The sequence below is a fragment of the Xanthomonas sp. MLO165 genome, from assembly GCF_018831305.1.
Lineage (GTDB): Bacteria > Pseudomonadota > Gammaproteobacteria > Xanthomonadales > Xanthomonadaceae > Xanthomonas > Xanthomonas arboricola.
Genome location: NZ_CP029263.1, coordinates 3,520,206 through 3,547,182 on the forward strand (window position 1 = coordinate 3,520,206; position 26,977 = coordinate 3,547,182).

Annotated in this window: 19 protein-coding genes, 2 pseudogenes and 1 riboswitch; of the genes and pseudogenes, 7 read left to right on the forward strand and 14 right to left on the reverse strand. The window is 67.6% G+C overall.

From position 1 onward, the window contains the following. The first annotated feature begins 166 nt into the window (after positions 1-166). The 5 genes from DGN21_RS14815 to DGN21_RS14835 are packed head-to-tail and all read left to right on the forward strand — an operon-like array spanning position 167 to position 7,418. On the forward strand, positions 167-1,393 hold the full coding sequence (locus DGN21_RS14815) for a siderophore biosynthesis protein PvsA (RefSeq protein ID WP_126966268.1): 1,227 nt from the start codon (positions 167-169) through the stop codon (positions 1,391-1,393). Beyond that, positions 1,390-3,192 carry an IucA/IucC family protein gene (locus DGN21_RS14820; protein WP_126966269.1) on the forward strand — a complete coding sequence of 601 codons (1,803 nt, stop codon included), beginning with the start codon at positions 1,390-1,392 and terminating at the stop codon, positions 3,190-3,192. Before DGN21_RS14815 ends, DGN21_RS14820 begins: the two co-directional genes overlap by 4 nt. Next, positions 3,189-4,385 (forward strand): MFS transporter, encoded by a 1,197-nt coding sequence (locus tag DGN21_RS14825; RefSeq protein ID WP_102256030.1) that lies wholly within the window; start codon positions 3,189-3,191, stop codon positions 4,383-4,385. Before DGN21_RS14820 ends, DGN21_RS14825 begins: the two co-directional genes overlap by 4 nt. Then, a complete protein-coding gene (locus DGN21_RS14830) occupies positions 4,363-6,132 on the forward strand; it encodes an IucA/IucC family protein (RefSeq protein ID WP_126966270.1) in 1,770 nt (589 codons plus the stop codon). Before DGN21_RS14825 ends, DGN21_RS14830 begins: the two co-directional genes overlap by 23 nt. Beyond that, the gene (locus tag DGN21_RS14835; protein ID WP_160954772.1) at positions 6,129-7,418 is read left to right on the forward strand and encodes a type III PLP-dependent enzyme; all 1,290 of its coding nucleotides are present in this window, start codon (positions 6,129-6,131) and stop codon (positions 7,416-7,418) included. Before DGN21_RS14830 ends, DGN21_RS14835 begins: the two co-directional genes overlap by 4 nt. Here DGN21_RS14835 and DGN21_RS14840 read toward each other — a convergent pair. From DGN21_RS14840 to DGN21_RS14900, 13 genes and pseudogenes are all read right to left on the reverse strand, one after another. Continuing rightward, positions 7,322-8,233 carry a GyrI-like domain-containing protein gene (locus tag DGN21_RS14840; RefSeq protein ID WP_237474916.1) on the reverse strand — a complete coding sequence of 304 codons (912 nt, stop codon included), beginning with the start codon at positions 8,231-8,233 and terminating at the stop codon, positions 7,322-7,324. The two genes, DGN21_RS14835 and DGN21_RS14840, sit on opposite strands and share 97 nt — an antisense overlap. Positions 8,234-8,359: 126 nt before the next feature. Then, a pseudogene (locus tag DGN21_RS14845) lies at positions 8,360-8,511 on the reverse strand (histidine phosphatase family protein); the annotation flags it as partial. Continuing rightward, a complete protein-coding gene (gene cobT, locus DGN21_RS14850) occupies positions 8,508-9,554 on the reverse strand; it encodes a nicotinate-nucleotide--dimethylbenzimidazole phosphoribosyltransferase (protein WP_024940845.1) in 1,047 nt (348 codons plus the stop codon). The pseudogene DGN21_RS14845 and the gene cobT, both read right to left, overlap by 4 nt. Beyond that, positions 9,551-9,701 (reverse strand): annotated as a pseudogene (locus tag DGN21_RS14855) (bifunctional adenosylcobinamide kinase/adenosylcobinamide-phosphate guanylyltransferase); the annotation flags it as partial. The pseudogene DGN21_RS14855 and the gene cobT, both read right to left, overlap by 4 nt. A gap of 44 nt (positions 9,702-9,745) precedes the next feature. After that, positions 9,746-11,623 (reverse strand): TonB-dependent vitamin B12 receptor, encoded by a 1,878-nt coding sequence (btuB, locus tag DGN21_RS14860; RefSeq protein ID WP_126966272.1) that lies wholly within the window; start codon positions 11,621-11,623, stop codon positions 9,746-9,748. 115 nt (positions 11,624-11,738) lie between these two features. Continuing rightward, positions 11,739-11,962, reverse strand: a riboswitch (cobalamin riboswitch). Between the two features lie 765 nt (positions 11,963-12,727). Continuing rightward, a complete protein-coding gene (locus DGN21_RS14865; protein WP_184577635.1) occupies positions 12,728-14,005 on the reverse strand; it encodes an aminotransferase class I/II-fold pyridoxal phosphate-dependent enzyme in 1,278 nt (425 codons plus the stop codon). Positions 14,006-14,215: 210 nt separating this feature from the next. Continuing rightward, on the reverse strand, positions 14,216-16,801 hold the full coding sequence (gene clpB, locus DGN21_RS14870) for an ATP-dependent chaperone ClpB (protein WP_102251458.1): 2,586 nt from the start codon (positions 16,799-16,801) through the stop codon (positions 14,216-14,218). Between the two features lie 198 nt (positions 16,802-16,999). Further along, complete coding sequence (locus DGN21_RS14875) at positions 17,000-17,803, reverse strand: ATP-binding cassette domain-containing protein (RefSeq protein ID WP_215824972.1); 804 nt, start codon at positions 17,801-17,803, stop codon at positions 17,000-17,002. Further along, positions 17,800-18,594, reverse strand: coding sequence for an aliphatic sulfonate ABC transporter permease SsuC (gene ssuC, locus DGN21_RS14880; RefSeq protein WP_215824973.1), 795 nt, complete (start codon positions 18,592-18,594; stop codon positions 17,800-17,802). Before ssuC ends, DGN21_RS14875 begins: the two co-directional genes overlap by 4 nt. Before the next feature lie 127 nt (positions 18,595-18,721). Continuing rightward, the gene (locus DGN21_RS14885; protein WP_102255981.1) at positions 18,722-19,705 is read right to left on the reverse strand and encodes an aliphatic sulfonate ABC transporter substrate-binding protein; all 984 of its coding nucleotides are present in this window, start codon (positions 19,703-19,705) and stop codon (positions 18,722-18,724) included. Positions 19,706-19,716: 11 nt separating this feature from the next. Continuing rightward, positions 19,717-20,757, reverse strand: a complete 1,041-nt coding sequence (gene mgrA / locus DGN21_RS14890; RefSeq protein WP_104553565.1) for an L-glyceraldehyde 3-phosphate reductase — start codon at positions 20,755-20,757, stop codon at positions 19,717-19,719. 16 nt (positions 20,758-20,773) lie between these two features. Continuing rightward, positions 20,774-22,102 carry an LLM class flavin-dependent oxidoreductase gene (locus tag DGN21_RS14895; protein WP_215824974.1) on the reverse strand — a complete coding sequence of 443 codons (1,329 nt, stop codon included), beginning with the start codon at positions 22,100-22,102 and terminating at the stop codon, positions 20,774-20,776. A gap of 64 nt (positions 22,103-22,166) precedes the next feature. Next, positions 22,167-24,422: a TonB-dependent receptor gene (locus tag DGN21_RS14900; RefSeq protein WP_252374666.1), complete on the reverse strand. Its 2,256-nt coding sequence runs from the start codon at positions 24,420-24,422 to the stop codon at positions 22,167-22,169. 275 nt (positions 24,423-24,697) lie between these two features. Here DGN21_RS14900 and DGN21_RS14905 point away from each other — a divergent pair, with 275 nt between their 5' ends. After that, entirely contained in the window at positions 24,698-25,006 is a 309-nt protein-coding gene (locus DGN21_RS14905) for a GIY-YIG nuclease family protein (protein WP_024940647.1), read from the forward strand. Positions 25,007-25,051: 45 nt separating this feature from the next. After that, complete coding sequence (locus tag DGN21_RS14910) at positions 25,052-25,759, forward strand: glutathione S-transferase (protein WP_215824975.1); 708 nt, start codon at positions 25,052-25,054, stop codon at positions 25,757-25,759. A gap of 133 nt (positions 25,760-25,892) precedes the next feature. Here DGN21_RS14910 and DGN21_RS14915 read toward each other — a convergent pair whose 3' ends face one another. Then, positions 25,893-26,708 carry a DUF3014 domain-containing protein gene (locus tag DGN21_RS14915; RefSeq protein WP_215824976.1) on the reverse strand — a complete coding sequence of 272 codons (816 nt, stop codon included), beginning with the start codon at positions 26,706-26,708 and terminating at the stop codon, positions 25,893-25,895. Positions 26,709-26,977 lie beyond the last annotated feature (269 nt).

Below are 26,977 nucleotides of genomic sequence, written 5' to 3' on the forward strand. Positions count from 1 at the left end.
CTCGCGCTGGCGGGCGCCGCAGACAACACGGCGTGCATGACGCACGTCTCCCTGCCGCAGCATGCGGCATGCGATCACCGTATCGCAGGCCACCCAACGCCCCTGCGGCGCCAGGCAGCCCGTTTCAGTACCGGTTTTTCCACCGTCCTGTTGAACGAGAGCTGCCATGACTGCCACATCCGCTGCACCGTTGGTGATCCTCACCCATGTCTGCCATCCGGCCATCACCGAAGGCTTTCTTCCGGCCGCGCATGCGCTCGGCCTGCCGGTGTGGCTGCTGACCGACCACCGACTCGATCACCTCAGCCATTTCCGCGAGCATCCGGCGCATGCACCGCAACGGGTGATCGAATGCGATGTGTTCAATCCGCTCGGCGTGCTGGATGTACTGCACGATGCCGATGTATCGCCGCGCGCGGTGTTCAGCAACAGCGATCATCTGCAGACCAGCACCGCGCTGGTCGCAGCGGGTCTCGGCCTGCCCGGCAAGGACTGGCAGGTCTGCTATGCGGCCAAAAACAAGGCGGCGATGCGTCAGCGCCTGCGTGCGCGTGGGCTGCCGTCGCCGTGGTTCTGCACGCTGGCACCGGGCGCTGCATTGCCGGGCGATATTCCGTGGCCGGTGGTGGCCAAACCGCGCGAGGGCGTTGCCAGTCTGGACGTGCGCCACTGTGCAGATGCCGCGCAGTTGCAGGCCTATCTGGACGATGTGTGGCAGCGCCATCCGCAGCGCACCGTGCTGCTGGAAGGCATGCTGGAAGGGGCGCTGTTCACGCTGGAAACGCTGGGCAACGGCCACACGCTGCAGGCGCTGGGCGGCTTCAAGGTGCGCCTGTCGCCGCCGCCGCACTTCGTGGAATGCGAGGCGCAGTGGGATGCCCGCGTGGACACGCCGGTGATTGCGCAGGCGCTGCAACAGTTGCGCAGCTTCGGGGTCGGCTTCGGGCTGTGCCATAGCGAATTCATCCTCACCAGCGACGGCCCGGTGCTGGTGGAGATCAACTACCGCAGCATCGGCGACCGCCGCGAGTTCCTGCTCGACGACATGTTCGGCAGGCAATGGTTCACCGCCGCGCTGGCGCCGCATCTGGGCCTGCCGCTGCCGCAGCTGCGCTGCGATCGTGCCCATGCCTTGCTGCGTTACTACGTCGCCGAGCAGGACGGCGAGCTAGTGACCGCCAGCGAAGATCGCCGCCACCACGATGCGCACAGCGATGTGCAGTACCGGCGGATGCGCGCGCCCGGTGAACGCATCCGCCTGAGCCATTCCAACAAGGATTACCTGGGCGTGCTGAGCGCGGTGGCCAGCGATGCACAGGCCCTGCAACAGGCGGTGGTGCATGCCGAAGCGGGGCTGCAGTGGCGGATCGATGGCGCGGAGCTGCGCGCATGAGCAGTGCCGCCGACCAACGCTATATCGCCACCCGCATCATCGATGCCTGCCTGCGCGAGGATCTGCGCGGTATTGCCAGCCGCGGCAGCGCCGCAATACCCGAGGCAGGCGTGCTGGCGGCATGGACCGACCCCAGCCCGGTGGAGGGCTGGTGGCGCATCGCGCATCTGCCCGACGGCACGCTGTGGTTGCCGATCCATCGGCAGGGCTATCTTCAGGACATCAGCGCCTGCGGCGACAGCTGGATCGTGCAGGGCGCCGATGGCGCGCATGTCGAACGCGGTGCGCAGGCCTGGCTGCAACGCATGAGCGCGCAGCTGGACAGCGAGACGCAACAGCTGCATCGCGCCTACGCCGAAGAAGCCGAGTGCGCTGCCGCCCACCTGGGCCTGGCGCGCCAGGCCTACGACGCGCAGGCACCTGCGCTGCTCAACGCATTGCAGCATGCAGATGCGGCCGAGCGTGCATACCGCTGCGATCAACTGGCCAGCTATCGCGATCATCCGTTCTATCCCACCGCACGTGCCAAGGCCGGGCTGGATGCCTCGGAACTGCGCGATTACGCACCGGAATTCGCGCCCACCTTCGCGCTGCGCTGGCTGGCGGTTCCACGTGCGCAGGTCAGCTGCACCAGCGCGCCGCCAACCGAACTGTGGCCGGACTTCGCCACGCTGGGCCTGCCGCCCGCACTGGCCGACACGCATGTCGCCTGGCCGGTGCATCCGCTGGTGTGGGCGCGGCTGGAGCAGGACGGGTTTGCACTACCGCCAGGCACACTGCGCGCGCCGCAGGCCTGGCTGGAGGTGCGCCCCACCCTGTCGGTCCGCACGCTGGTGCCGCTGCAGCATCCGCAGCTGCATCTCAAGCTGCCGATTCCGATGCGCACGCTGGGCGCGCTCAATCTGCGCCTGATCAAGCCCTCCACGCTGTACGACGGCCACTGGCTGGAGCGCGCACTGCGGCGCATCGATGCGCTGGATCCGGCCCTGCGCGGCCGCTGCGTGTTCGTGGACGAATCGCATGGCGGGCATGTGGGACAGACCCGTCATCTGGCCTATCTGCTGCGGCGTTACCCACCGCTGGACGCCACCACGCTGGTGCCGGTGGCCGCGCTGTGCGCGCGGTTGCCCGATGGCCGGCCGATGGCGATCCATCTGGCCGAGCGCTTTGCACAGGGCGATCTGCTCGGCTGGTGGCGCGAGTACACCGAGCTGATGCTGGCGGTGCATTTGCGCCTGTGGCTGCGCTACGGCGTTGCGCTGGAAGCCAATCAGCAGAACAGCGTGCTGGTCTACGCCGATGGCCAGGCGACGCGGCTGCTGATGAAGGACAACGACGCCGCGCGTATCGCGATGCCGCAGTTGCGCGCGCAGCTGCCGGATCTGGACGCGTTGGGCCCGCTGCACGACGCGCGCATCGCGGTGGACCAGCCGCAGGCCCTGGCACAGATGTTCTGCACCATCGTGCTGCAACTGGATCTGCAGGCAGTGCTGGAAGGCCTGGCCGAATGGCAGCCGGCGCTGCGCGCGCCGCTGTACACGCAGTTGCAGACGCAGTTCGCCTTGACGCTGGCGCAGCTGGATGTCGATGGCATCGATACTGCTCCCGCACGTCGCCTGCTGGCCGCACCGCGGCTGCCGGTGAAGTACCTGCTCAGCGCCGGCAGCCTGCTCAGCAAGCAACTCACCGGTGCGAGCGACATCAACAAGTTCTACGGCGATAGCGCGCCCAATCCCTTCGGCGATGCCTTCGCTGGCGCGCAGCACAGGCCGCGTCGGCAGGCGGGTGCCCAGCGATGAAGCGCATCCTGGGCCCGGTGCTGGCCGCGCATTACCTGGCCGCCTTCACCGCACTGGGCATGCCGCTGTTTCTGCCGCAGGTGCTCGCCGAACTGGCACCGTCTGCGGCGGTTGGCTGGAGCGGCGTGCTGTACGTGTTGCCGACGCTGTGCACCGCGTTGACGGCCGGCACCTGGGGGCGCCTGGCCGACCGCTATGGACGCAAGCGTTCGTTGCTGCGTGCACAGCTGGGGCTGGCGCTGGGCTTTGCGATCGCCGGCTTCGCGCCGTCGCTGAGCTGGCTGGTGATCGGCCTGATCGTGCAAGGCACCTGCGGCGGCTCGCTGGCGGCGGCCAATGCGTACCTGGCCAGCCAGCCGCAGGCCGGCCCGCTGGCGCGCGCGCTCGACTGGACGCAGTATTCGGCGCGCCTGGCGATGGTCAGCGCGCCCGCGTTGCTGGGCCTGGCCGTGGCGCTTGGCCCGGCGCAGTCGCTGTATCGCGCGCTTGCGCTGCTGCCGCTGCTGGCGTTCGCGCTGACCTGGCGTCTGCCCGCCGACCGGCCTGCGCCGCGGCCGACCGCGTCCCCTGCGCAGTCCACACCCTCCGGGCGCGCGGCTACGTCGGCGCCATCGGCGTCAGCACCGGCCAGCGCACTGTGGCCTGCGTTGCTGATCGCGCAGTTCCTGTTCTGCTTCGCGATGGTGGTGACCTTCCCCTACTTCATCCCGTATGCGCTGGCGCGCGGCGCCGGCCACGACGCGCTGGCTGGCCTGCTCTACAGCCTGCCGCACCTGGTCTATCTGGTGGTGTTGCCGTGGTGGCGGCGCGGCGATGGCGAGGCCTGGCTGGTGCCCGGCCTGGCGCTGTTCGCGCTGGCCTGCCTGTGGCAGGCGCTGCTGCACGACGCCATCGCATTGGCAGCGGCACGCCTGCTGTTCGGGTTCGGCATGTTGTTCGGCCTGCGTGGGCTCAACCGCAGCCTGGCGCTGCTCGCCAGCGGGCATGGCGCCGGGCGCCTGTTCGGCCGCTTCGATGCCTGCGGCAAATGGGCCGGCGTGTTCGCCGGTGCCGCTGCCGGTGCGCTGGCCCAGGCGGCCGGCCCTGCCACCCCCTTCCTGGCTGCCGCGCTGGCTGCGGCGGCCGCTGCGCTCACCGTTCTGGTGCGCTTCCCTTCGAGGAGATCCGCCGATGTCGCCGCACACGATGCATGACCCCTGGTACGACAGCATGGCCGACGCGCAGGCCTGCAGTTGCTGGTTGAACTGCTACCTGCGCGAGTTCGCGATTCCGCAGCGCGCAGCGGACTTCGATTACCGCGGGCTGGATCGCCCCGGCCCGCGCGTGGCCGAGCAGCGCTGGCTGCGGATCGATCTAGGCGACACCGGCGCGCTGTGCGTGCGCATCGCCTATGCCGATCGCCTGGGCCGCTGCCGCTTTGCCTCCACGCCGTTTCTCAAGAGCGCCGGCCAACCGTGGCAGAGCCTGGACGCGCATGCCTTGGCGCGTTGCCTGCTGCAGGCGCTGGGCAGCACGCAGGCGGTCAACCCGGAACTGCTCGCGCAAAGCGCCAACAGCGTGGCGATCACTGCCGCACTGCTGCGCCAGGCACAGGGCACCGCCGCGACCGGCGAGGCGATGATCGACGCCGAACAATCGATGCTGTGGGGGCATGCCTTGCATCCCACGCCCAAGAGCCGCGAAGGCGTCGATCTGGCGCAGGTGCTGGCCTGCGCGCCGGAAGCGCGCGCCGCGTTCCAGCTGTTCTGGTTCCGCATCGACCCACGGCTGCTGCGCATGCAGGGCCGCGATGTACGTGCCAGCCTGCGGCAGCTCTCCGGCGGCGAGGCGCTGTATCCCTGTCATCCGTGGGAAGCGCAGCGATTGCTCGACGACCCGCTGCTGCGCACACTGCAGGCGCGCGGGCTGATCGAGCCTGTTGGCATGCTCGGCGAGGCACTGCGGCCCACCTCGTCGGTGCGCACGCTGTACCACCCGGAACTGGAGTATTTCCTCAAGTGCTCGGTGCATGTGCGGTTGACCAACTGCGTGCGCAAGAACGCCTGGTACGAGCTGGAAAGTGCGGTCGCGCTCACCGAGCTGCTGGCACCGAGCTGGCGTGCGCTGGCCGTGCAGGTGCCGGGCTTCGATGTGATGCTGGAGCCGGCGGCCACCTCGCTGGAGGTCGCCCAGGTCGATCCCGCCTTGCACGACGCCGACCCGCTGGCGGCGCGTGGCCTGTCGGAGAGCTTCGGCATCCTGTACCGGCAGACCCTGCCCGCCGCGCAACGCGCGCGTTGGCAACCGCAGGTGGCCGCCGCGTTGTTCACCTGCGATGCGCAGGGCAATAGCGTGTGTGCGTCCAGGCTGCAGGCACTGGGCGGCGCGCAGATGGATCGCCACACCGCCACGCTGCTGTGGTTCCGCGCCTATGCCGGCTTGCTGCTGGACGGGGTGTGGAGTGCCTTGTTCCAGCACGGCATTGCGCTGGAACCGCACCTGCAGAACACCGTGATCGGGTTTGCCGATGGCTGGCCGACGCGAGTATGGATCCGCGACCTGGAAGGCACCAAGCTGCTCGCACATCACTGGCCCGCCACGCGCTTGCAGGGCGTGGGCGAACGCGCGCGGCAATCGCTGTACTACACGCCGGAACAGGGCTGGAATCGGGTGGCGTATTGCGCACTGGTCAACAACCTGGCCGAGGCGATCTTCCATCTGACCGAAGGCGATGCCGCGCTGGAAGCGCGCCTGTGGCAATGCGTGGGCGAGCTAGCCGCACGCTGGCAACAGCGCCATGGCCTGCAAGCCGCGCTGCAGGGCCTGCTCGACGGCGCGCCGCTGCCCGGCAAGAACAACCTGGGCACGCGGCTGTGGCAACGCGCCGATCGCCAATCCGATTACACCGCGCTGCCCAATCCGATTTCACGCATCGCAGCGGCACAGCGGGTGGCGGCATGAGCCTGCGCATCGATATGGACGCCGTGATGCAGGCATTGCCGGGCATCCGCGGCCAAAGCGATGGCCCGCTGTGCGCCTACGTCTACGACCTGCCCGCACTGGATGCGCACGCGGCCTGGATGCGCGCGCAACTGCCGGCCGACTGCGAGCTGTTCTACGCGGCAAAAGCCAATGCGGAGCCGCCGATCCTGCACACGCTCGCCCCGCACGTGGATGGTTTCGAGGCGGCCTCCGGCGGCGAACTGTCCTGGCTGCACACGCAACAACCCCGGGCTGCGTTGTTGTTCGGCGGCCCTGGCAAGCTCGATAGCGAACTGGCCCAGGCCGCCGCGCTGCCCGACTGCACCGTGCATGTGGAAAGCCTGGGCGAACTGGAACGCCTGGCCGCGATCGCGGCGCAGGCCGGCCGCTGCGTGCCGGTGTTCCTGCGCATGAACATCGCCGTGCCCGGCGCGCAGAGCACGCGCCTGATGATGGGCGGCCAGCCCTCGCCGTTCGGCCTGGACCCGGACGATCTGGACGCGGCGATCCAGCGGCTGCGTGCCAGCCCCTCGCTGCGATTGGAAGGCTTCCATTTCCATCTGATGTCGCACCAGCGCGATGCCGGCGCGCAGCTGCATCTGATCGCCGCCTACCTGCGCACCGTGCAGCAGTGGCGGCAGAGCTACGGACTCGGCCCGTTGCGGGTGAATGCAGGCGGCGGCTTCGGTGTGGATTATCTGGCGCCGGAATCGTCGTTCGACTGGGCCGGCTTCTGCGCCGGCTTGCCTGCCTTGCTACGCGAACACGGCCAGGCGCTGCGCCTGCGGCTGGAACCCGGGCGCTATGTCAGCGCCAGCTGCGGCTGGTATCTGATGGACGTGCTGGACCTCAAGCGCAGCCACGGCGCGTGGTTTGCGATCGCCCGCGGCGGCACCCACCACTTCCGCACCCCGGCCGCGCAAGGCCACGATCATCCGTTCCGTGTGTTGCGTGGCAGGCATGCGCCGGTGCTGCGCGACACCCCGGTCACCCTGGTCGGGCAGCTGTGCACGCCCAAGGACGTGCTGGCGCGCAACCAACCTGTCGCAGCGCTGGCGCCAGGCGACTGCCTGGCCTTCCCGCTGGCCGGCGCGTATGCGTGGAATATCTCGCACCAGCAGTTCCTGATGCATCCGCCGCCGCAGATGGTGTTCCTGCCGGTTGCGGCTCAGGCGGCGGCATCGGCGTGCGTCGCGGGCCGGACCGGCACACGGATGTCTGCACGCAACTCGGTTTCGTCCACTGTTTCGGGATCGTCCAGGTAGAGGTAATGCAGCGGCGCATCGCGCAGCACGTAGCCGCTGTCGGGCAGCCATTGCGCGAGCACGCGATCGAGCGCGTCTTCGATACCTGCATAAGAGCCCACATGGCGCAGCACCGCGTGCGCGCCGCCGTCGAGCTGGCGCAATTGCAACGGTGCGGGCGGCGACAGTGCAGGGTCGAAGACCATGCCGCATTCGAACAGATGCCGATGTGCCGGCACATCGCGGTGGTCGCTGAGCGGCAGGCCGATCAAGGCCTGCAGTTGTTCGATCGCACCGGCGCGCTCGGCCCAGGCCGCGATGCGGCCGAAGCCACGGTCCAGATCGTCGAAGGCGCCGCGCTGGCGCAGCACCACCACTTCCAGCGGATCGAGCATTTGCACCAGCACCTGCAAGGGTGCGCCTGACATCTGCGGCGGCAGCGAGGGCATGGCCAGCTGCTGCAATTTCTGTGCGCGCACCGCGGGCGCGTTGCGCAAGCTGCTCGGGCTGGCCTGCAACAGGCTGCGGAACGCGCGTGCCAGCGCCTGCGGGGTTTGATAACCCACCGCCAGCGCCACCTCGGTCACCGTGCTCGCCGACTCGCCCAGCAGATGCAGCGCATAACTCAGCCGCAGCCGCGCGATGGTCTGTCCCAGGGTTTCGCCGGCCAACGCGCGATAGACCCGATGGAAATGATGCGGCGACTGCTGCGCGACTGCCGCCAATGCGGCCAGGTCCGGCAGTGCTTCGCCGGCGCGGATGCTGGCCTGCAGATGTGCGACGACGCGCTCGACGCTGCGCTGGCGATTGAAGACGACCGAAGCGGCTGCTGGCATGGGGCGACTCCTGTTGGACAGCCCCAGCATCGCGCAGATCGGCTGGGCCTGCGGTCCCGATCTTGCGCAATGTCGCTGGCGCGTCCGGCTGCATACAACCCGGTGGCGAACCAGGTGCAGGTGTTACAGCGTCGAGGCCACCACCGCGTCCCATGCGCCGTCGGCGGTGGCCGCGCGCAGTTGCTGCCAACCAGTTAAGCGAGCGGGTCGTCGAGCTGACCGCGGTCGCTGCGCTGGCCGGTGTCGCCGTGCCACAGCAGGCTGATCTGCACACTCATGCGTCGGACACGCCGGCTTCGGCAAAGGTGGCCATGCCGTTGTGCAAGGCGCAGGCGTGACGCAGCAGCGGAATCGCCACCGCTGCGCCGCTGGCCTCGCCCAGCCGCAGGTCCAGTTGTAGCAACGGCTCGGCATCCAGTGCGCGCAGCAAGGCGGCGTGGCCGCGCTCCTGCGAGCGATGGCCGAACAACAGCCATTCGCGCACGCCGCCATTGAGATGGGTGGCGACCAGCGCCGCGGCGGTGCTGATGAAGCCATCCACCAGCACCGGAATCCCCGCCTGCGCAGCGGCGATATAGGCACCGACCAGGGCGGCGATCTCGAAACCGCCCAGCCGGCGCAACCGCTCCAGCGGCGTCGCAGCATCGGCATGCAGGGCCAGCGCACGGGTGATTACGGTGGCCTTGTGGGCGATGCCCTCGGCATCCAGCCCGGTGCCGGCGCCGGCCATCGCCTGCGGAAACTGCGACAGCAGCGCGCAGCCCAACGCCGCGGCCGAGGTGGTGTTGCCGATGCCCATTTCGCCGCCGACAAACAGCTGCGTGTCGCAACTCTTTGCCTGCGCGACGCTTTCGGCGCCCGCGGCAAGCGCGTCGCGCAGCTGGGTGGAGCTCATCGCCGGCTGCTCGCAGATATTGGCACTGGCCGGCGCGATCCAGGCACGCCGCACCCGCGGCAACTCGCCCGGGTCGTTGACCACGCCCAGATTGACCACTTCCAGGCGCGCACCGAGCTCGCGCGCCAGCACCGCAATGGCGGCGCCACCGCGGGCGAAATTACGCACCATCTCGCCAGTGACCGCCTGCGGAAACGCAGACACGCCCTCGGCGGCGACGCCGTGGTCGGCGGCATACACCGCGATCCAGACCCGCTGCACGGTGGGGTGCTCATTGCGCTGCCAGGCCGCCAGCTGCACTGCCAGCTGTTCCAGCCGGCCCAGCGCGCCGTGCGGCTTGGTCAGTTGCTCCTGCCGCGCCAGCGCAGCCGCGCGCACGCGCGCGTCCGGCACCGCACAGGCACCATGGATCCAATCGCTTGTCACACCGCCTCTCCCGTCAGAACCATCGGCAAACCTGCCATCACCAGCACCACACGCTCGCACTGTAGCGCCAATGCCTGGTGCAGCCGGCCTGTCGACAAATCGAGGCGTGAGTTCGCCCAGCGGCACGACGCCCTGCCCCGCTTCGTTGCGCGCTCACCCCACAGTGCGCATGCCCGGCGCAACAGCCGCGCTTACTGCGCGGCCTGATAACGCAACGTCAGCAGATAATTGCGCCCGGGCTGCGCGTACCAGCGTGCGGTTTCGTACTGGCGATCGAACACGTTGTTGGCGGTGAGCGAGACCTTCCAGTCCGCAGTCACGGCATAGCTCACGCGCAGATCCAGCAACCCGTAACCGGCCAGCTGCTCGGTGTTGGCCAGATCGTCGAAGCGCTTGCCGGACCCGAACAGGCTCGCGCCGACGCCGAATGCACCGAAGCTGCGGTCCGCATCGATGCGCCCGCTCTGCCGCGCGCGCCGCGGCAACCAGTTGCCGTTGTTGACCTCGCCATCGGCCTGCGGCTGCAGCCAGGTCAAGGCGCTGCGTACGGTCCAGCCGGCCAGCTCGGTGTCGTAGCCGGCTTCCACGCCGCGGATGCGCGCCTGATCGATATTGTTCGGCTGCCCGAACGGATGCGCCGCATCCACCAACGACGCGTCGTAGGCGATCAGATCGTCGATGCGGGTCTGGAACGCGCTCACCGTCCAGGTGCCCCAGTCGTAGCTGCCGCGCAGGCCGAGCTCGGCGCTCTTGGAAGTTTCCGGCCCCAGCAACGGATTGCCGAAATCGGGGTAATACAACTCGTTGAAGGTGGGTGCCTTGAATGCGGTGCCGTAGCTGGCGGTCAGGCGCAGATGCTCGGCAACATCCCAGCCCCACAGCAGGCTGCCGGTGGTCTTGCCGCCGAACTGGCTGTTGTCGTTGCGACGCAGGCTGGCCTGCAAGGACTGCGCACCGAAGCTCTGTTGCCACTGCGCGAATGCGGCGCGGTCGATGCGGCTGTCGGCATCGTAATTGTCGCTGCTGGCGATGGCGTCGCGCTGCCAGTCGAAGCCGACCGTGAGCAGGCCCGCGCCGGCAGCGATATCGGCCTGCAACGCGCCCTGCTTGCGGCGGGTGTCATAGGTGGACAGATACGCGCCGTCGTAATACGCATCGCTGAAGTCGGAACTGCTGCCGACGCTGGCGGTGAGCTTGACCGCATCGGTGGGCGCGTAACGCACACGGCCACCGACCGCCTGCTGCACGCCCTTGGACAGGTTGCCGCCGAAGGCCGAGCCGTCGTATTCGTTGCGGCTTTGCGCGCGCAAGGCATGCACGTCGGCATCCCACTGGCGATTGAAGCGCCAGCCACCCTGCACGCTCAGCGAATCGTTGCGGTAGCCATCGCGATCCGGGTCGTAGTCGCTGGAGCTGGTGTCCAGATACGCGTTGATGCCATCGGTTTCGTCATGCACCGCGTTGGCCGAATACCAGCCGCCGCTTTCGCTCAGATCGCCTTCACTGCGCCCGGCCAGGCCCGCGCTATAGCGGCGCGCATTGTCGCTGCCGGCCGCCGCGCTGAAGGTGGGTACGAAGCGGCCTTGCGGGCGCCGGGTAAAGATCTGGATCACCCCGCCCAGCGCCTCGGAACCGTACAGGCTGGAGAACGGACCACGCACGATTTCGATGCGCTCGATCTGCTCGATCGGCAGATCCTGCAACGCCGCCCCGCCCGAGGTAGCCGAGCCGATGCGCACGCCATCGATCAGCACCACCACCTGATCGGACTCGGTGCCGCGCAGGAACAGCGAGGTCGGCTTGCCCGGGCCGCCGTTGTTGGCCAGCGCCACCCCGGCTTCGCCACGCAGCAGGTCCTGCAGCGAATTCACCTGGCGACGCTCGATCTGCGCGCGGTCGATCACGGTGACCGGCGCCAGCGTCTGGTCCTGGGTCTGCGCAGTACGCGAGGCGGTGACCACGACCTGGTCGAGATCGAGGGCGGCCTCGGCATGGGCCAGGGTGGCCACGCACACCGACAGCCCCACGGCCAGCACCGCACGACGCGGCAAAACGGAAGAAACGGACATCGACTGCTGCTCCTGGAACCGCGCCTACCCGCGCGGGGGCAATGGGGGCGGCAGGCAGCAACGGGCCAGGCGTCCAACGCGGCAGCGCCAGACGATCAAGGCCACGCCCACCGCGTGCCGGTTCAATCCCTCAGGCCGGTCTCCGGGCTCGCGAGTGGAAGCCTGCGCCTCCGATGCCGCGCCTTCCCATGCGACTGCACAGTGGCGTGTTGCGGCATCTGACCTCGCCCACCGTTGCGGGGGCAGCTCCGGCATTGCAGTTCGCCAAGGCGATCCGCGCACCGGATTCCCGTTTAAACCACCGGCAAACCGGCAGTCACCTCAGGGGCGCGCATGGTAGCAGGATTGGTCAGAGGCGCTTCCGAGGTCTGTGGCAGGCGGCCAAGCGCAACGCGTCGCCACGCACCGGGGGGACCAACCCCTTCTCCCACCGGGAGAAGGTGGCGCGCAGCGCCGGATGAGGGTACGGAGCGAAGCCTCATGCCATGGATGGAAGCAGCATGCCGGGACTACCGGCATGGCCGCATGCCTGCCACCGAGCGTCATCTCGCACATGCGAGTGGGCTTCGCCCCCGTACCCTCACCCCAAGCCCCGCTCCACGCCCCGGCCCGCGCTTGCGGCGCGGGCGCTCCAAGGCACGCGCGCCCATGGCGCGCCAGCTGTGCCTCCTCGCCCCGACGGGAGAGGGGCTTCGGGCAACTTCGTCATGACCGCGTTCAGCATTTTTCGAAGTCGCGGCAACTCGAAGTCGCGGCAACAACGTGCCGAGGCGGCAGCGGGGCCGGGGATTGGCGGAGAGCGGCACAGGGATGTGCCGCGACGGCGAGTCAGACAGGATGTCTGCCGAGCCGAAGAGCCGATCCCCGGCCGCGCTGACGCCCTGACCGAAGCCAGAGACAGACGGCGTACTTGGCGGTGCCTGGAGAACCCGTACCCTCACCCCAACCCCCGCTCCGCGCCCCGGCCCGCGCTTGCGGCGCGGGCGCTCCAAGGCACGCGCGACCATGGCGCGCCAGCTGTGCCTCCTCGCCCCGACGAGAGAGAGGCTAGCTCGTCTCTTCCCGCACTCCTGCTCAGTTCACGGCTATCAAACCTCACGCCCCCTACAGCGCCTGCTCCAGGTCCGCCAGCAGATCGTCGATGTGCTCGATGCCGATCGACAGCCGCACCGTGTCTTCGCTGACCCCGGCATGTTCCAGTTCGGCCGGGCCCAGCTGACGGTGCGTGGTCGATGCCGGATGCGTTGCCAGCGACTTCGCATCGCCGATGTTCACCAGCCGCGTGAACAACTGCAGCGCATCCAGAAAACGCGCGCCGGCCGCGCGCCCGCCGGGCAGGCCGAAGGTCAGCACGCCCGAGCCATGCCCGCCCAGATACTTCTGCGCCAACGCATGCTCCGGATGATCCGGCAGCGCGGCGTAATTGACCCAGGCAACCCGCGGGTGCTGCTGCAGATACGTCGCAATCGCCAGCGTGTTGGCATTGATGCGCTCCATCCGCAACGGCAGCGTTTCGATGCCTTGCAGGATCAGGAATGCGTTGAACGGCGACAGCGCCGCGCCGGTATTGCGCAGCGGCACCACGCGCGCACGGCCGATGTACGCCGCCTCGCCCAGCGCTTCGGTGTAGACCACGCCGTGATAGCTCACGTCCGGCTCGTTGAGGCGTGGAAACCGCTGCTTGTGCGCCGCCCACGGGAAGCGCCCGCTGTCCACGATCGCCCCGCCGATGCTGTTGCCGTGGCCGCCCAGATACTTGGTCAGCGAGTGCACCACGATGTCGGCGCCGAAGTCGATCGGCCGCAGCAGCGACGGCGTGGCCACGGTGTTGTCCACGATCAGCGGCACGCCATGCGCATGCGCCACCGCGGCCACGGCCTCGATATCGGTGATGTTGCCGCGCGGATTGCCGATCGACTCCACGAACACCGCCTTGGTACGTTCATCGATCAAGCCGGCAAACGCCTGCGGATCGCGATAATCGGCAAAACGCGTGCTGATGCCGAACTGCGGCAAGGTATGCGCGAACAGATTGTAGGTGCCGCCATACAACGCACTGGAGGAGACGATGTTGTCGCCGGCCTCGGCGATGGTCTGGATCGCATAGGTCACCGCGGCCTGCCCGGAGGCCAGCGCCAATGCACCGATGCCGCCTTCCAGCGCAGCCACGCGCTGCTCCAGCACGGCGTTGGTTGGGTTCATGATGCGGCTGTAGATATTGCCCTGCACCTTGAGGTCGAACAGGTCCGCGCCATGCTGGGTATCGTCGAAGGCGTAGGCGACGGTCTGGTAGATCGGCACCGCCACCGCCCGCGTGGTGGGATCGGGCTGATAGCCGCCGTGCACGGCGATGGTTTCGGGCTTCCACTGCGGATCGGTCATGGCGCGGCTCGCTCGGACAGAAGTGCCGACCATAGCCGGCCCTGCACGCGTGTCTGCAAACCAGCGGTGATGACCTTATGCCGCCGCGTTGTGAGCACGGACGATACGCCGCATGCGCCATCCCCCTCATGCAAACGGGCACTGCCTGCGCAGTGCCCGTTGCTTGCTTCAACCGCTGCCAGCGATACGGCGCACAACCGGCGCCGCGTCTCAGCCCTTGTCAAACACCAGCCGCCCACCCTCGGCACGCACGCGCACGGTGTCGCCGCCGAGGTACTGACCAGACAGGATCTGCTGGGCCAGCGGGTTTTCCACCTGCGACTGGATCGCACGCTTGAGCGGGCGCGCGCCATACACCGGATCAAAACCGACATTGCCGAGCAATTCCAGCGCGGCATCGTCCAGGTCCAGCTTGAGGCCGCGCTCGGACAGGCGTTTTTCCAGCCCATGCAACTGGATGCGCGCGATCGACTTGATCTGCGCCTTGTCCAGCGGATGGAACACCACGATGTCGTCGAGCCGGTTGATGAACTCCGGGCGGAAATGCGCCTGCACCACGCCCATCACCGCTGCCTTCATCTGCGTATAGGCCTCGGCACTGCCGTCGCCGGACAGCTCCTGGATCTGGTGCGAGCCCAGGTTGGAGGTCATCACGATGACGGTGTTGCGGAAGTCCACCGTGCGGCCCTGGCCATCGGTCAGGCGGCCGTCGTCGAGCACCTGCAGCAGGATGTTGAAGACATCGGCATGCGCCTTTTCCACCTCGTCCAGCAGGATCAGCGAATACGGGCGCCGCCGCACCGCCTCGGTCAGATAGCCGCCTTCCTCATAGCCCACATAGCCTGGAGGCGCGCCGATCAACCGCGAGACCGAGTGCTTCTCCATGAACTCGCTCATGTCGATGCGGATCATCGCCTCGGTGCTGTCGAACAGGAAATCCGCCAGCGCCTTGCACAACTCGGTCTTGCCCACGCCGGTCGGGCCCAGGAACAGGAACGAGCCGCTCGGACGATTGGGATCGGACAGGCCGGCGCGCGAACGCCGCACCGCGTCGGAGACGACCTTGATGGCCTCGTTCTGGCCGACCACGCGCTGGTGCAGCTCGTCTTCCATGCGCAGCAGCTTGTCGCGTTCGCCCTCGAGCATCTTGTTGACCGGGATACCGGTCCAGCGCGACACCACCTCGGCAATTTCCTCGGCGGTCACGCGGTCCTGCACCAGCTTGAAGTCGTGATGTTCGACCTCGTTGGCCAGCGCCATCTGCTTTTCCAGCTGCGGCAGCACGCCGTACTGGATCTCGCTCATCTTGGCGTAGTCCTGGCGCCGTTGCGCGGCTTCCAGCTCCAGCTTGGCGTGCTCGATCTGCTCCTTGACCTTGGTGGTGCCCTGCAGCGCGGCCTTTTCCGATTTCCACAACTCGTTGAGGTCGTAGAACTCGCGCTCGAGCTTGTCGATGTCGGTTTCCAGATCGGCCAGGCGCTGACGCGAGGCGTCGTCCTTTTCCTTCTTCAGCATCTCGCGCTGGATCTTGAGCTGGATCAGGCGACGCTCCAGGCGATCGAGTTCCTCCGGCTTGGAGTCGATCTCCATGCGGATGCGCGATGCCGCTTCGTCCATCAGATCGATCGCCTTGTCCGGCAGCTGGCGGTCGGTGATGTAGCGGTTGGACAAGGTGGCGGCGGCAACGATCGCCGGGTCGGTGATTTCCACGCCGTGATGCACCGCGTAGCGCTCCTTCAGCCCACGCAGGATCGCGATGGTGTCTTCCACCGTCGGTTCGCCCACGAACACCTTCTGGAAGCGCCGCTCCAGCGCCGCGTCTTTTTCGATGTACTTGCGGTATTCGTCCAGCGTGGTGGCGCCGATGCAATGCAGCTCGCCGCGCGCCAGCGCCGGCTTGAGCATGTTGCCGGCATCCATCGCGCCATCGGCCTTGCCGGCGCCGACCATGGTGTGCAGCTCGTCGATGAACAGGATGATCTGGCCTTCGTTCTTGGACAGGTCGCTGAGCACCGCCTTCAGCCGCTCTTCGAACTCGCCGCGGAACTTGGCGCCAGCGATCAGCGCGCCCATGTCCAGCGACAGCACGCGCTTGCCGCGCAGGCCTTCGGGCACTTCGCCGTTGATGATGCGTTGCGCCAGGCCTTCGACAATGGCGGTCTTGCCCACGCCGGGTTCGCCGATCAGCACCGGGTTGTTCTTGGTGCGCCGCTGCAACACCTGAATGGTGCGGCGGATTTCTTCGTCGCGGCCGATCACCGGATCGAGCTTGCCGCTCTCCGCACGTGCGGTCAGGTCGATGGTGTATTTTTCCAGCGCCTGGCGTTGTTCCTCGGCATTTTCCGATTGCACGGTCTCGCCGCCGCGCAGCTTGTCGATGGCGGCTTCGATCTTCTTCTTGTCGCCGCCGGCCGCGCGCAAGGCCACGCCCAGCGGGCTGGCATCGTCGGCGGCGGCCAGCACGAACCACTCGCTGGCGATGAAGGCATCGCCATGTTGCTGGGCCAATTTGTCGGTCTGGTTGAGCAGACGGTTGAGATCGTTGCCGATCGACAGGTTGCCTTCCTGCCCGGAGACCTTGGGCAGCGTGTCCAGCGCCTCGCCCAGCCGCTCGCGCAGCAGCGGTACATTGACGCCGGCCTGCGACAGCAGCGGGCGTGTGCTGCCGCCACTCTGGTCGAGCAAGGCGGCGAGCACGTGCACCGGCTCGATGATGTTGTGGTCGCGGCCCACGGCCAGCGACTGCGCGTCGGCCAGCGCCTGCTGGAACCGCGAGGTGAGCTTGTCCATCCGCATGGGGATAATCCTCTGAACTGGTGGCCGGCGACGCCGACGATACCGTGCAGATGCGGCTGCCGTGCGGGGTTTCAAGGTTTGGCGGCTGCGCAGGTGCCGATGCGGGGCTGCAGGACCGGCTCACACGCGGTGGCGCCTGGGCTGGGCGGTGTGGGTTCGCCCACTGACCTGGACCACCCCAGGCAGACGGACACGTCGTTAGACGATCCGCCGCAGCGGTAGCGACGCAGGTGCCACGGCAGGATTCTCCGCAGCCGCTGACGCCGGAAGGTGCGATGCCCCCAGCAGACGCGACAGCACCTGCGCCTGGATTGCCGCCAGGGCCGGCGCGCCGGGGGCACGCGGATGCGGCACCGGCACCGGCAGATCCAGGGCGACCTGGCCGTGTTCGATCAGCACGATGCGATCGGCCAGCGCACTCGCCTCGGCCACATCGTGGGTCACCAGCACCAGGGTGAAGCCGTATTGCCGCCACAACTGCACGATCAGCTGCTGCATCTCGATGCGCGTCAACGCATCCAGTGCGCCCAGCGGTTCGTCTAGCAACAGCAGCCGCGGCCGATGTACCAGTGCGCGCGCCAGGGCCACGCGCTGGCGTTGACCGCCGGACAGCGCCGCCGGCCAGTCGCCGCCGCGTGTGCCCAGCCCCACCGCATCCAGCGCCGCCTGTGCCTGCACACGCCCGGCACGCTCCAGGCCCAGCGCCACGTTGTCGATCACGCGCTTCCACGGCAACAAGCGCGCGTCCTGGAACATCAGCCGCACTGCATCGCGCTGCGCTGCCAGCGCTGCATGACCGCTGTCGACGGTGCCGGTATCGGCTGCTTCCAGCCCGGCGATCACGCGCAGCAAGGTGCTCTTGCCGCAGCCGCTGCGCCCGACCACCGCCACGCAGGCGCCAGGCGCGATCTCAAGGTCGACGCCACGCAAGACCTCGCTGTCGCCGTAGCGCTTGCCGATGCCGCGCAGGCTCAGCGGCAGGCCGGTGTCGGCCGCGCTCACCGGCGCAACTCCGCACGCTGTTGCTGCGCCGGATGCCAGCCCAGCCACCAGGCCTCCAGCCCGCGTGCGGCCAGATCGGCCAGCTTGCCGAGCAGCGCGTACAGCACGATGGCCACCACCACGATGTCGGTCTGCAGAAACTCGCGTGCGTTGGTGGCCAGATAGCCGATGCCGGAACTGGCGGAAATGGTTTCGGCCACGATCAGGGTCAGCCACATCAGGCCCAACGCAAAGCGCAAGCCGACCAGAATCGACGGCAATGCGCCGGGCAACAACACATCGACAAACAGCTGCGGGCCGCGCAAGCCGTAATTGCGCGCCATCTCGATCAAGGCCGGGTCCACGCTGCGGATGCCGTGATAGGTATTGAGATAGATCGGGAAGAATGTGCCCAGCGCCACCAGGAACAGCTTGGCGCCCTCGTCGATCCCGAACCACAAGATCACCAGCGGGATCAGCGCCAGATGCGGCACGTTGCGCAGCATCTGCAAGGTGCTGTCGAGCAGGCGTTCGGCCATACGCGACACGCCGGTGAGCAGGCCCAGCGCAAACCCGATGCTACCGCCGATGGCCAGGCCCACCGCCGCACGCCAACTGCTGATGGCCAGGTGTTGCCACAACTCGCCGGTTTGCACCAACGTCACTGCGGCACACAATACCGCATCCGGTGCGGGCAGGATGCGCTGCGGCAACCAGCCGCCGGAGGCCGCGACCTGCCAGGCCACCAGCAAGGCCAGCGGCACTAGCCAGGGCACCAGCACGTTGCCTAATCGCTGCGAGCAGCGACTCATCGCACGGCCTTGTTGGTTGGGCGATGCAGCGAAACAACGGCGCGCGCCTGCCCGCTCACGGGTGCTGAGCATGCGTTCTGGCCTGCGCATGCGCTACTGCTTGCGGGTGTAGTACTGCTGGCGTGCATCACTTGCCCACCGCCTGCTTGCCTGCCGCTGGCACCGCGGCAACTGCGGGCGCACGCCACACCGCCGGCGCCACCAGCACGCGTTTGGGCAGCAGGCGCTGCGCGTAGAACAGATCGGCAGTGGCCTGCTGCGCCTTGATGACCTCAGCGCTGAGCGGTTGCACGCTGGCCGGCGGGCGATGCGCCAGCGTGCGCTCGACCACTGCAGGCGATAGCCCGCTGACCTGCGCCAGCACCTTGATGCTGCCGGCGCGGTCGCGCTCCAGCAAGCCATCGGCCTGGTTGAGCTGCAGCATCACCTGCTGCACGAACGGACCCCACGCGGTGGCGTAACGCCGCGAAGACAGAAAGAACCCGCCGGTCAATCCCAGCCCTTCGCCATTGGCGAGCAGGCGTGCGCTGCCATCCAGCGTCAATGCCGAATACCACGGGTCCCAGATCGCCCAGGCATCCACCTGCCCGGCCGCGAACGCCGCACGTGCGTTGGCCGGCGACAGATACAACGGCGTGATGTCGCGCATGCTCAGGCCGGACTTGGCCAACAACCGCAGCAGCAGGTTGTGCGCGCTGGAGCCCTTCTGGAAGGCCACCCGCTTGCCCTTGAGGTCGGCCACGCGCCGCAACGTGCTGCTGGCCGGCACCAGGATGGTCTCGGCCTTGGGCGTGGGCGGCACCCAGCCCACGTACAGCAGATCGGCACCGGCGGCCTGCGCGAACAGCGGCGGAATATCGCCCGCACCGCCCAGGTCGATGCTGCCCACGTTCAAGGCTTCCAGCAGCTGCGGGCCGGCCGGAAACTCGACCCAGCTGATTCTGGTGCGCGGGAAGCGCTGCTCCAGCAACCGATGCTGCTTGGCCAGCACCAGGCTGGACACCGCTTTCTGATAGCCGATACGCAGCTGCGCCGGCTCGGCCGCCGCTGCGGGTTGCAGCCATGCGAGGCCGGACAACAGCAACGCAGCAATCAAAAAGCGGTAGCGCATCGGAGCGTTCCTCATTGCCAATCGGTGGACGGTTTTTCCCAGAGGTTGACGCCACCCTCGACCGCAAAGCGGTCGATCTCGGCCAACTCGTCCGCACTGAACCCGGGCGTCTGCAAGGCCGCGACGTTTTCGATTAACTGCTCCGGGCGGCTGGCGCCCAGCAATGCCGAGCTCACCCGCGGGTCGCGCAACACCCAGGTCAGGGCCAGCTGCGCCAGGCTCTGCCCACGCCGCTGCGCGATCGCATCCAGCCCGCGTGCGCGCTGCAGGTTGGCCTCGGCCAGATGTTCCGGCCGCAGCGAGTCGCCACCGGGACGATTCACGCGCGCATCGCCGGGTACGCCATTGAGGTACTTGCCGGTCAACAGGCCCTGCGCCAGCGGCGTGAATGCAATCACTCCGGCGCCGACCTCGTCGGTCGCATCGAACAGCTCGTGCTCGGCCCAGCGATTGAACAGGTTGTAGGCCGGCTGGTGGATCAGCAGCGGCACCTTCCACTCGCGCAGCAACGCGGCGATCTCGCGCGTACGCGCCGCCGAATACGACGACACGCCCACATACAGCGCCTTGCCCTGCTGCACCGCGCTGGCCAATGCGCCGGCGGTCTCTTCCAGCGGCGTGTCCGCATCGAAGCGGTGCGAATAGAAGATGTCCACGTAGTCCACGCCCAGCCGCTGCAAACTCTGATCCAGGCTGGACAGCAGGTATTTGCGCGAACTGCCGCCCTGCCCGTACGGACCCGGCCACATGTCCCAGCCGGCCTTGGTAGAGAGGATCAATTCATCGCGATACGGCTTGAAGTCTTCACGCAGCAGGCGGCCGAAGTTGATTTCCGCGCTGCCATACGGCGGGCCGTAATTGTTGGCCAGATCGAAATGGGTGATGCCAAGGTCGAAGGCGGTCCGCAGCAATGCACGCTGCGTGTCGATCGGCGTGCTGTCACCGAAGTTGTGCCATAGGCCCAGCGACAGCGCAGGCAGGACAAGGCCGCTGCGGCCGACACGGCGGTAGGCGATACGGTCGTAACGATCGGGATGTGCGAGATAGGTCATCAGGGTATCCGGTGAGTCAGCGTGCGCTGAAGCGATTGACGGGGCGTGCCAGCCCCAGATGATCGCGCAGGGTGCGCCCTGCATATTCACGCCGGAACAGTCCACGCCGCTGCAACTCGGGCACCACGTGCGTGGCCACATCGGCCAGGCCGCCGGGCAGATGCGGCACCAGCACGTTGAAACCGTCCGCGGCCTCGCCTTCGAACCAGGCCTGCAGCTCGTCGGCAATCTGTGTCGGCGTGCCGATCAGGCTGTAGTGCCCGCGTCCGCCTGCGATACGCCGACCGAGCTGGGCAATGCTCAGTTGCTCCTGTCCGGCCAGCTCGGTGAACAACTGCTGGCGGCTGCGCTGGCCGGTTTCGGTGAGCGGCAATTCCGGCAACGGGCCATCGGGCGGATAGCCGGACAGGTCGAAGTTGCCCAGCATGCGCGACAGCAGCGCGATGCCGACCTCCGGCTCCACCAACTCCTGGAACTGCGCGAACTTGTCCTGCGCCTCGGCCTGGCTCTGCCCGACCACGATAAACACACCCGGCATCACCTTCAATGCATCGCGCGCGCGCGCGAACTGTTCCAGCCGCCCCTTGATGTCGGCGTAGAACGCCTGCGCCTTGGCCAGCGACGATTGCGCGGTGAACACCACCTCGGCGGTTTCCGCAGCCAGCGCGCGCCCGGGCTCGGACGAGCCGGCCTGCACCAGCACCGGATGCCCCTGCGGCGCACGCGCAATGTTGAGCGGGCCGCGGACCTGGAAGTGCGCGCCGCGATGATCCAGCACATGCAGCCGCGCCGGATCGTAGTGCACGCCCGCGGCGGTGTCGGCGATGAAGGCATCGTCGTCCCAGCTGTCCCACAGGCCCGCGACCACCTGCTGGAATTCGCGCGCCCGCGCATAGCGCTCGGCATGCACGTAGTGCGCATCGCGGTTGAAGTTCAATGCTTCGTCGGCGGCATCGGAGGTGACCAGATTCCAGCCGGCACGCCCACCGGACAGATGATCCAGCGAGGCGAACTTGCGCGCCACGTGATACGGCTCGTTGTAGCTGGTGGTCATGGTGGCGATCAGGCCGATGCGCTCGCTCACCACCGCCAACGCACTCAGCAGCGTGAGCGGTTCGAACAGGCTGGAGCGCGCCATCCGCGACGCCGCCGGCCCACCGGCCGCAGCCAGGCTGTCGGCGACGAACACCGCATCGAACTTGGCGGCTTCGGCGATGCGCACCATCTCGCGATAATGGTCGAACACCAGCGGGTCGGCACTGGCGTGCGGGTGCCGCCATGCGGCCACGTGATGGCCGGTGGCCATCAGGAACGCACCGAGCGAGAGCTGTCGTGCAGCGCTCATGGCAGCCCACCGTGCGGTGCGCCTGCATTGCTCGAATCAGCATCGAAGAACATCACGGACATCGTCAAAAATCCTTGTGCAGTTGCAGCCCGACATAGCGCTGGTCGTCGCGCGGCACCAGCCGGAACACGTTGCCGGTGGCATTGGCCAGCAGCGGGGCGTATGAGCGGTCGCCGAGATTGCGGCCGAGCACCGCCACCCGCCAGCCATGCACATCGTCGGCCAGTGCGATGCTGGCATTCCAGATCGCGTACGGGCCCTGGATGGTCTGCGGGGTCTGGCTGAGGTCGTACTGCACGCTGTCCTGCCAGCTCACGTCGCCGTTGAATTCCAGCGCCAGGCTGCCGCGCAGCGGCACCCGGTAACCGGCGCGCAGATTGCCCTTCCAGTCCGGCGAAAACGGCAACGGCCGGCCATCGACATTGCAGTTGGCCGCCGCTGCGGTGGGGCAGGCAAACCGCTGGATGCGCGCCTGCGTGTAGGCCAGCGAGGCGGCCAGGCTGAGCCGCTCGGTGGGCCGGTAGTCCAGATCCAGTTCCAGGCCCTGCGTGCGCACCTGCCCGGCGTTGATCAGGCGCGTCACCACCTGCCCGGCCACGGTGTCGAAGAAGTTGGCCTGGTAGTTGGCGTATTCGGTATGGAATAACGCCACGTTCGCACTGAGGCGATCGTCTAGGGCGCGCGCCTTCAGGCCCAGCTCCCAAGCATTAGAGGTCTCCGGTTTCAGCGCCGGCGTATCGCGCGGCTGCATGTTGAAGAACACGTTGTAGGCCGGGCCCTTGTAGCCGCGCGAATAGGTGATGTAACCGGTGGTCCGCGCATCAAAGTCGTATTGCAGGCCGGTGCGGCCGGACACGCCGTTTTCTGCGGTGCTGCCGCTGCTTGCGGTGGACGGCTGGATGCCGGTGACTGCGGTTGCCGAGCTGGACAGGCGCTGATGCCGGTAGTCGAGCGTGTCGCGGGTGAAGCGTGCGCCCAATAGCGCACGCAGATCCGGGCGCCAATGCCAGGTGGCCTCGCCGAAGGCGGCATAGGTTTCCGCGCGGGTGGCGTAATCGGCCACGCCCACGTTGCTGGCGGTCGGCGTCGTCACCGTGCGGCGGTAGGTTTCGTCGTTGCGCGCATGCAGGTAATACAGCCCGGCGACCGCCTCCACCGCACGATCGCGCGGGGTCTGGATGCGCACTTCCTGCGAATACTGCGTGTAGCCCAGGTCGCCACGGTCGTGCGAGGCAGGAAACGCCGCGCTGCGTTGCGCGGTGCGATCGCCATCCTGGAACTGGGTGTTGTCCCATTGCCGCCACGCGCTGATCGAGGTCAGCAGCGCATCGCCGAGCTGCTGGTCCAGCTGCAGCGAGGCGCCCTTGTTGATGTCGTCCAGGTACGTGCGGTAATCGCTGTTGATCTGGCGGTTGTCGTCCCTGGCGACGACCGGTGCCAGCGCCGCGGCGAAGTCGGTACGCGTGCTGTCCACCACCACACCGTTGGGCGCGTCGCTGTGCGATTGCAGGTAGTCGGCGAGCAGCGTCGCGTTCAAGTCCGGGTTCGGGCTCAGGTCCAGCCGCAAGCGCGCGCCGGCGCGCCGGTAGCCGTTGACGGTCTGGCCATCGGCCACATTGCGCACGTTGCCACCGTACTCGGCCCACAATGCCGACACGCTGGCCTTGAGCAGCTCCGGCACCAGCGTGCCGCCGACACTGGCACGCACGCGGTCTTCGTCGCCGCCACCGAAGTGCGAGTAATCCACATAGCCGCCGAGCAGCTCCGGCGCCGGCCTGCTGACGATATTGAGCACGCCGGCGGAGGCGTTCTTGCCGAACAAGGTGCCCTGCGGCCCGCGCAGGACCTCGATGCGCTCGACATCGAGCAGGTCCAGCGTGGCCTGGCCCGGACGCCCCAGCACCACGCCGTCGATCACCGTCGCCACGCTGGGCTCGACCCCTGGCGAGGTGGAGATGGTGCCCACGCCACGCAGGAACAACGAGGTGTCCTTGTTGGAGGCACCGTTGCGAAAGCTCAGGCTGGGCACCAGCGCCGGCAGGTCGGCCACGCTGTTGCGGTTTTCGCGCTCCAGCGTCGCGCCCTGCACGACGGACACCGCCACCGGCACCTGCTGCAAGGTGGTTTCGCGACGCGTGGCGGTCACGGTGACCGCGCCCAGGGTCTGCGCGCCGTGCTCCGGTGTCGCAGCAGCCTCGCCCACTTCATCGGCCAGCACCGGCGCACATGCCCACACCAGACTCCACGCCAGCACCTGCGGCCTGGCCAACCATCTCGAAGCAGCGAGGATCCTTGCAGGGGTCCGGTGTCGCGCAGGCATGTACGTCCTTTCGTGGCGTCGGCTGTCGTGCAGCAGCGTGGGGAGATTTCTTGCGAATTGGCGAGCGCCATGCATGCACGGCGACCCGTCCGCAGCGCAGGCCGACACGGCGCTGCAATGCAGTAGCGCATGCTGTTTGCAGCGGCCGCGAGCGTCAAATAACCAATGTTTAGGTGGTTATTCACTCACGCGCCGTCGCGTGTCGACCACCCCTGCCCAGCGCTCGCCAAGACCATCGCTGCACACAACACCAGGCCAATGGCGATAATGGGCCCATGGATGCACCCAAGCCCTGGCACCTCTATCTGCTGCTGTGTCGCAACGGCAGCTATTACGCCGGCATCACCAACGATCTGGAGCGGCGCTTCCAGGCGCATCAGCGCGGGACCGGCGCGCGCTATACCCGTGCAAACCCGCCTCTGGAGCTGCTTGCCAGCCATCCGTATGCGGACCGCGCCGCCGCCTCGCGCGCAGAGTGGCAGCTCAAGCAGCAACCGCGCGCGCGCAAGCTGGCCTGGCTGCTGGCGCAACCGCACGACGGCACCGGGTCACAGCCCGCTGACGCTTCGCTCACGTCCGCCTAGCCGCGCGGTTTCTACGCTGTAGCGCCATCGATCGCGGAGCAGCGCATGCACTATCAGCTCTATTACTGGACCGGCCTGCAGGGCCGTGGCGAATTCGTCCGGCTCGCACTGGAAGACGCCGGCGCCGACTACACCGATGTGGCGCGCGTCGAAGGCGATGAGGTGATGAATGCCTTTCTGGAAGGCCACCAGGCCGGCGCGCAGCCATTCGCACCACCCTTCCTCAAGGCCGGCGACACGGTGGTTGCGCAGGTGGCGGCCATCCTGCATGTCATCGGACCGCAACTGCAGCTGGTGCCGGACTCGGACGCACAGCGCATCCAGGCATTGCAGTTGCAGCTGACCATCGCCGACCTGGTGGCCGAGGTGCACGACAGCCATCATCCGATCGCCACCGGCCTGTATTACGAAGACCAGAAAGCCGAGGCAGCCAAGCGCGCCAAGGATCTGCGCGACAACCGCCTGCCCAAGTTCCTGGGCCACTTCGAGCAGGTGCTGCAACAGGCCGGCGGCACGCATGTGCTTGGCACGCATTCCTATGTGGATCTGTCGTTGTTCCAGCTGATCAGCGGGCTGGAATACATGTTCCCCAAGCGCATGAAGACACTGTCAGCCGATCTTCCCGGCCTGAAGGCCTTGCAGGAGCGCGTGGCCGCCCGCCCGCGCATCGCGGCCTATCTCGCCTCCGAACGACGCGTGGCGTTCAATACCAGCGGCATCTTCCGCCACTATCCGGAGCTGGATGCGGCGTAAGCGATGGCGGCGCGTGATGCACCGCGTGCCGCCGAAGTTGCGTTGTTTCCCTGCTGGGCTGGCGCACGACGCTGCATCCATGCATGCAAGGCCGCATTCGGGCGGCCTTCTCCTCACGTCATCACACGCTGCGTCAACGTCCCTGCAGCAACGCCGCCCGGATCCGCTGCAACTGCGCCTTCACTGCAGCCGCTTGCGCAGGCCCCAACCGCAGCAGCGCCTTTTGACCGACCGACAGCGACTCCAACGCGGGATCGACAAAACGATAACGGCCACGCTCGTCGCGCTGCACCTTGATCGGCTGTACCGGATCGGGCGTGCGCAGCAGATGATCGATCACGTCGATCACGCGGTCGTTGAAGTAGCGGTCTGGCGCACCAAGATCGGCATAGGCCTGCTGGAACAGCGGATAGAAACGCACATAACTGCGCACCAGCGCCTGCGCATCCACCTGGGTGAACGCCGCCACATAAGGCGCATACCGGGCCGCATTGGCCTGATCGATCACCACACTGCCGCTGGCATCGGACACTGCCAACTCGCCCGCCACCGGCTGCAGCACCGAGGCGCGACGGCTGATGCTGGGCTGGGTGAGATTGTCGATCATCACCACCACGCGTTCGATCAGGTGCTTGCGCAGCACGATCGACAAGGCGCCATCGTCCTGCACCAACTCCACCAAGGCCTGCCACGCAGCGGCATCGCTCTGTGCCAGCGCAGGAATCGCGGCGTCGGCGGCATCGGCCGAGGGCTGCCGCACCGGATGGCGCGGCCCGGCCGGTGCCGGCGGCGCGGGGGTCACCGCCGCTGCCACGGCGCTGGCGGTCTGGCTGATCGGCGCAGGCAACGTGCCCGGCGCCGTGGGTGACCCGCTGAATAGCCACCAGGCGGCGCCAGCCACCACCGGCACCGCCAGCAGCCACGGCCAACGCGAAGACTTGGATTGCATCGTGAAACTCCTTACATCGACGACATCCATGGTGTGACAACCAGATATCGCGGTGGTTCCATCGATGTGCGGCGATGACGCGATCAAGCAGACCATGTGCATCGCACAAGGGCGATTGGCCGCGAAGAGGACTGTTTCTGGCAGAGAACGCTGGCTGCAGCGCTAGAACTGGCAAAGACATACGCCTGACCACCGTCCTCATTGCGAACCGATCACGCGCGCAGCGAAATCCGATGCAGTCACAACTCAGTGATCGAGGGGCGCGATGC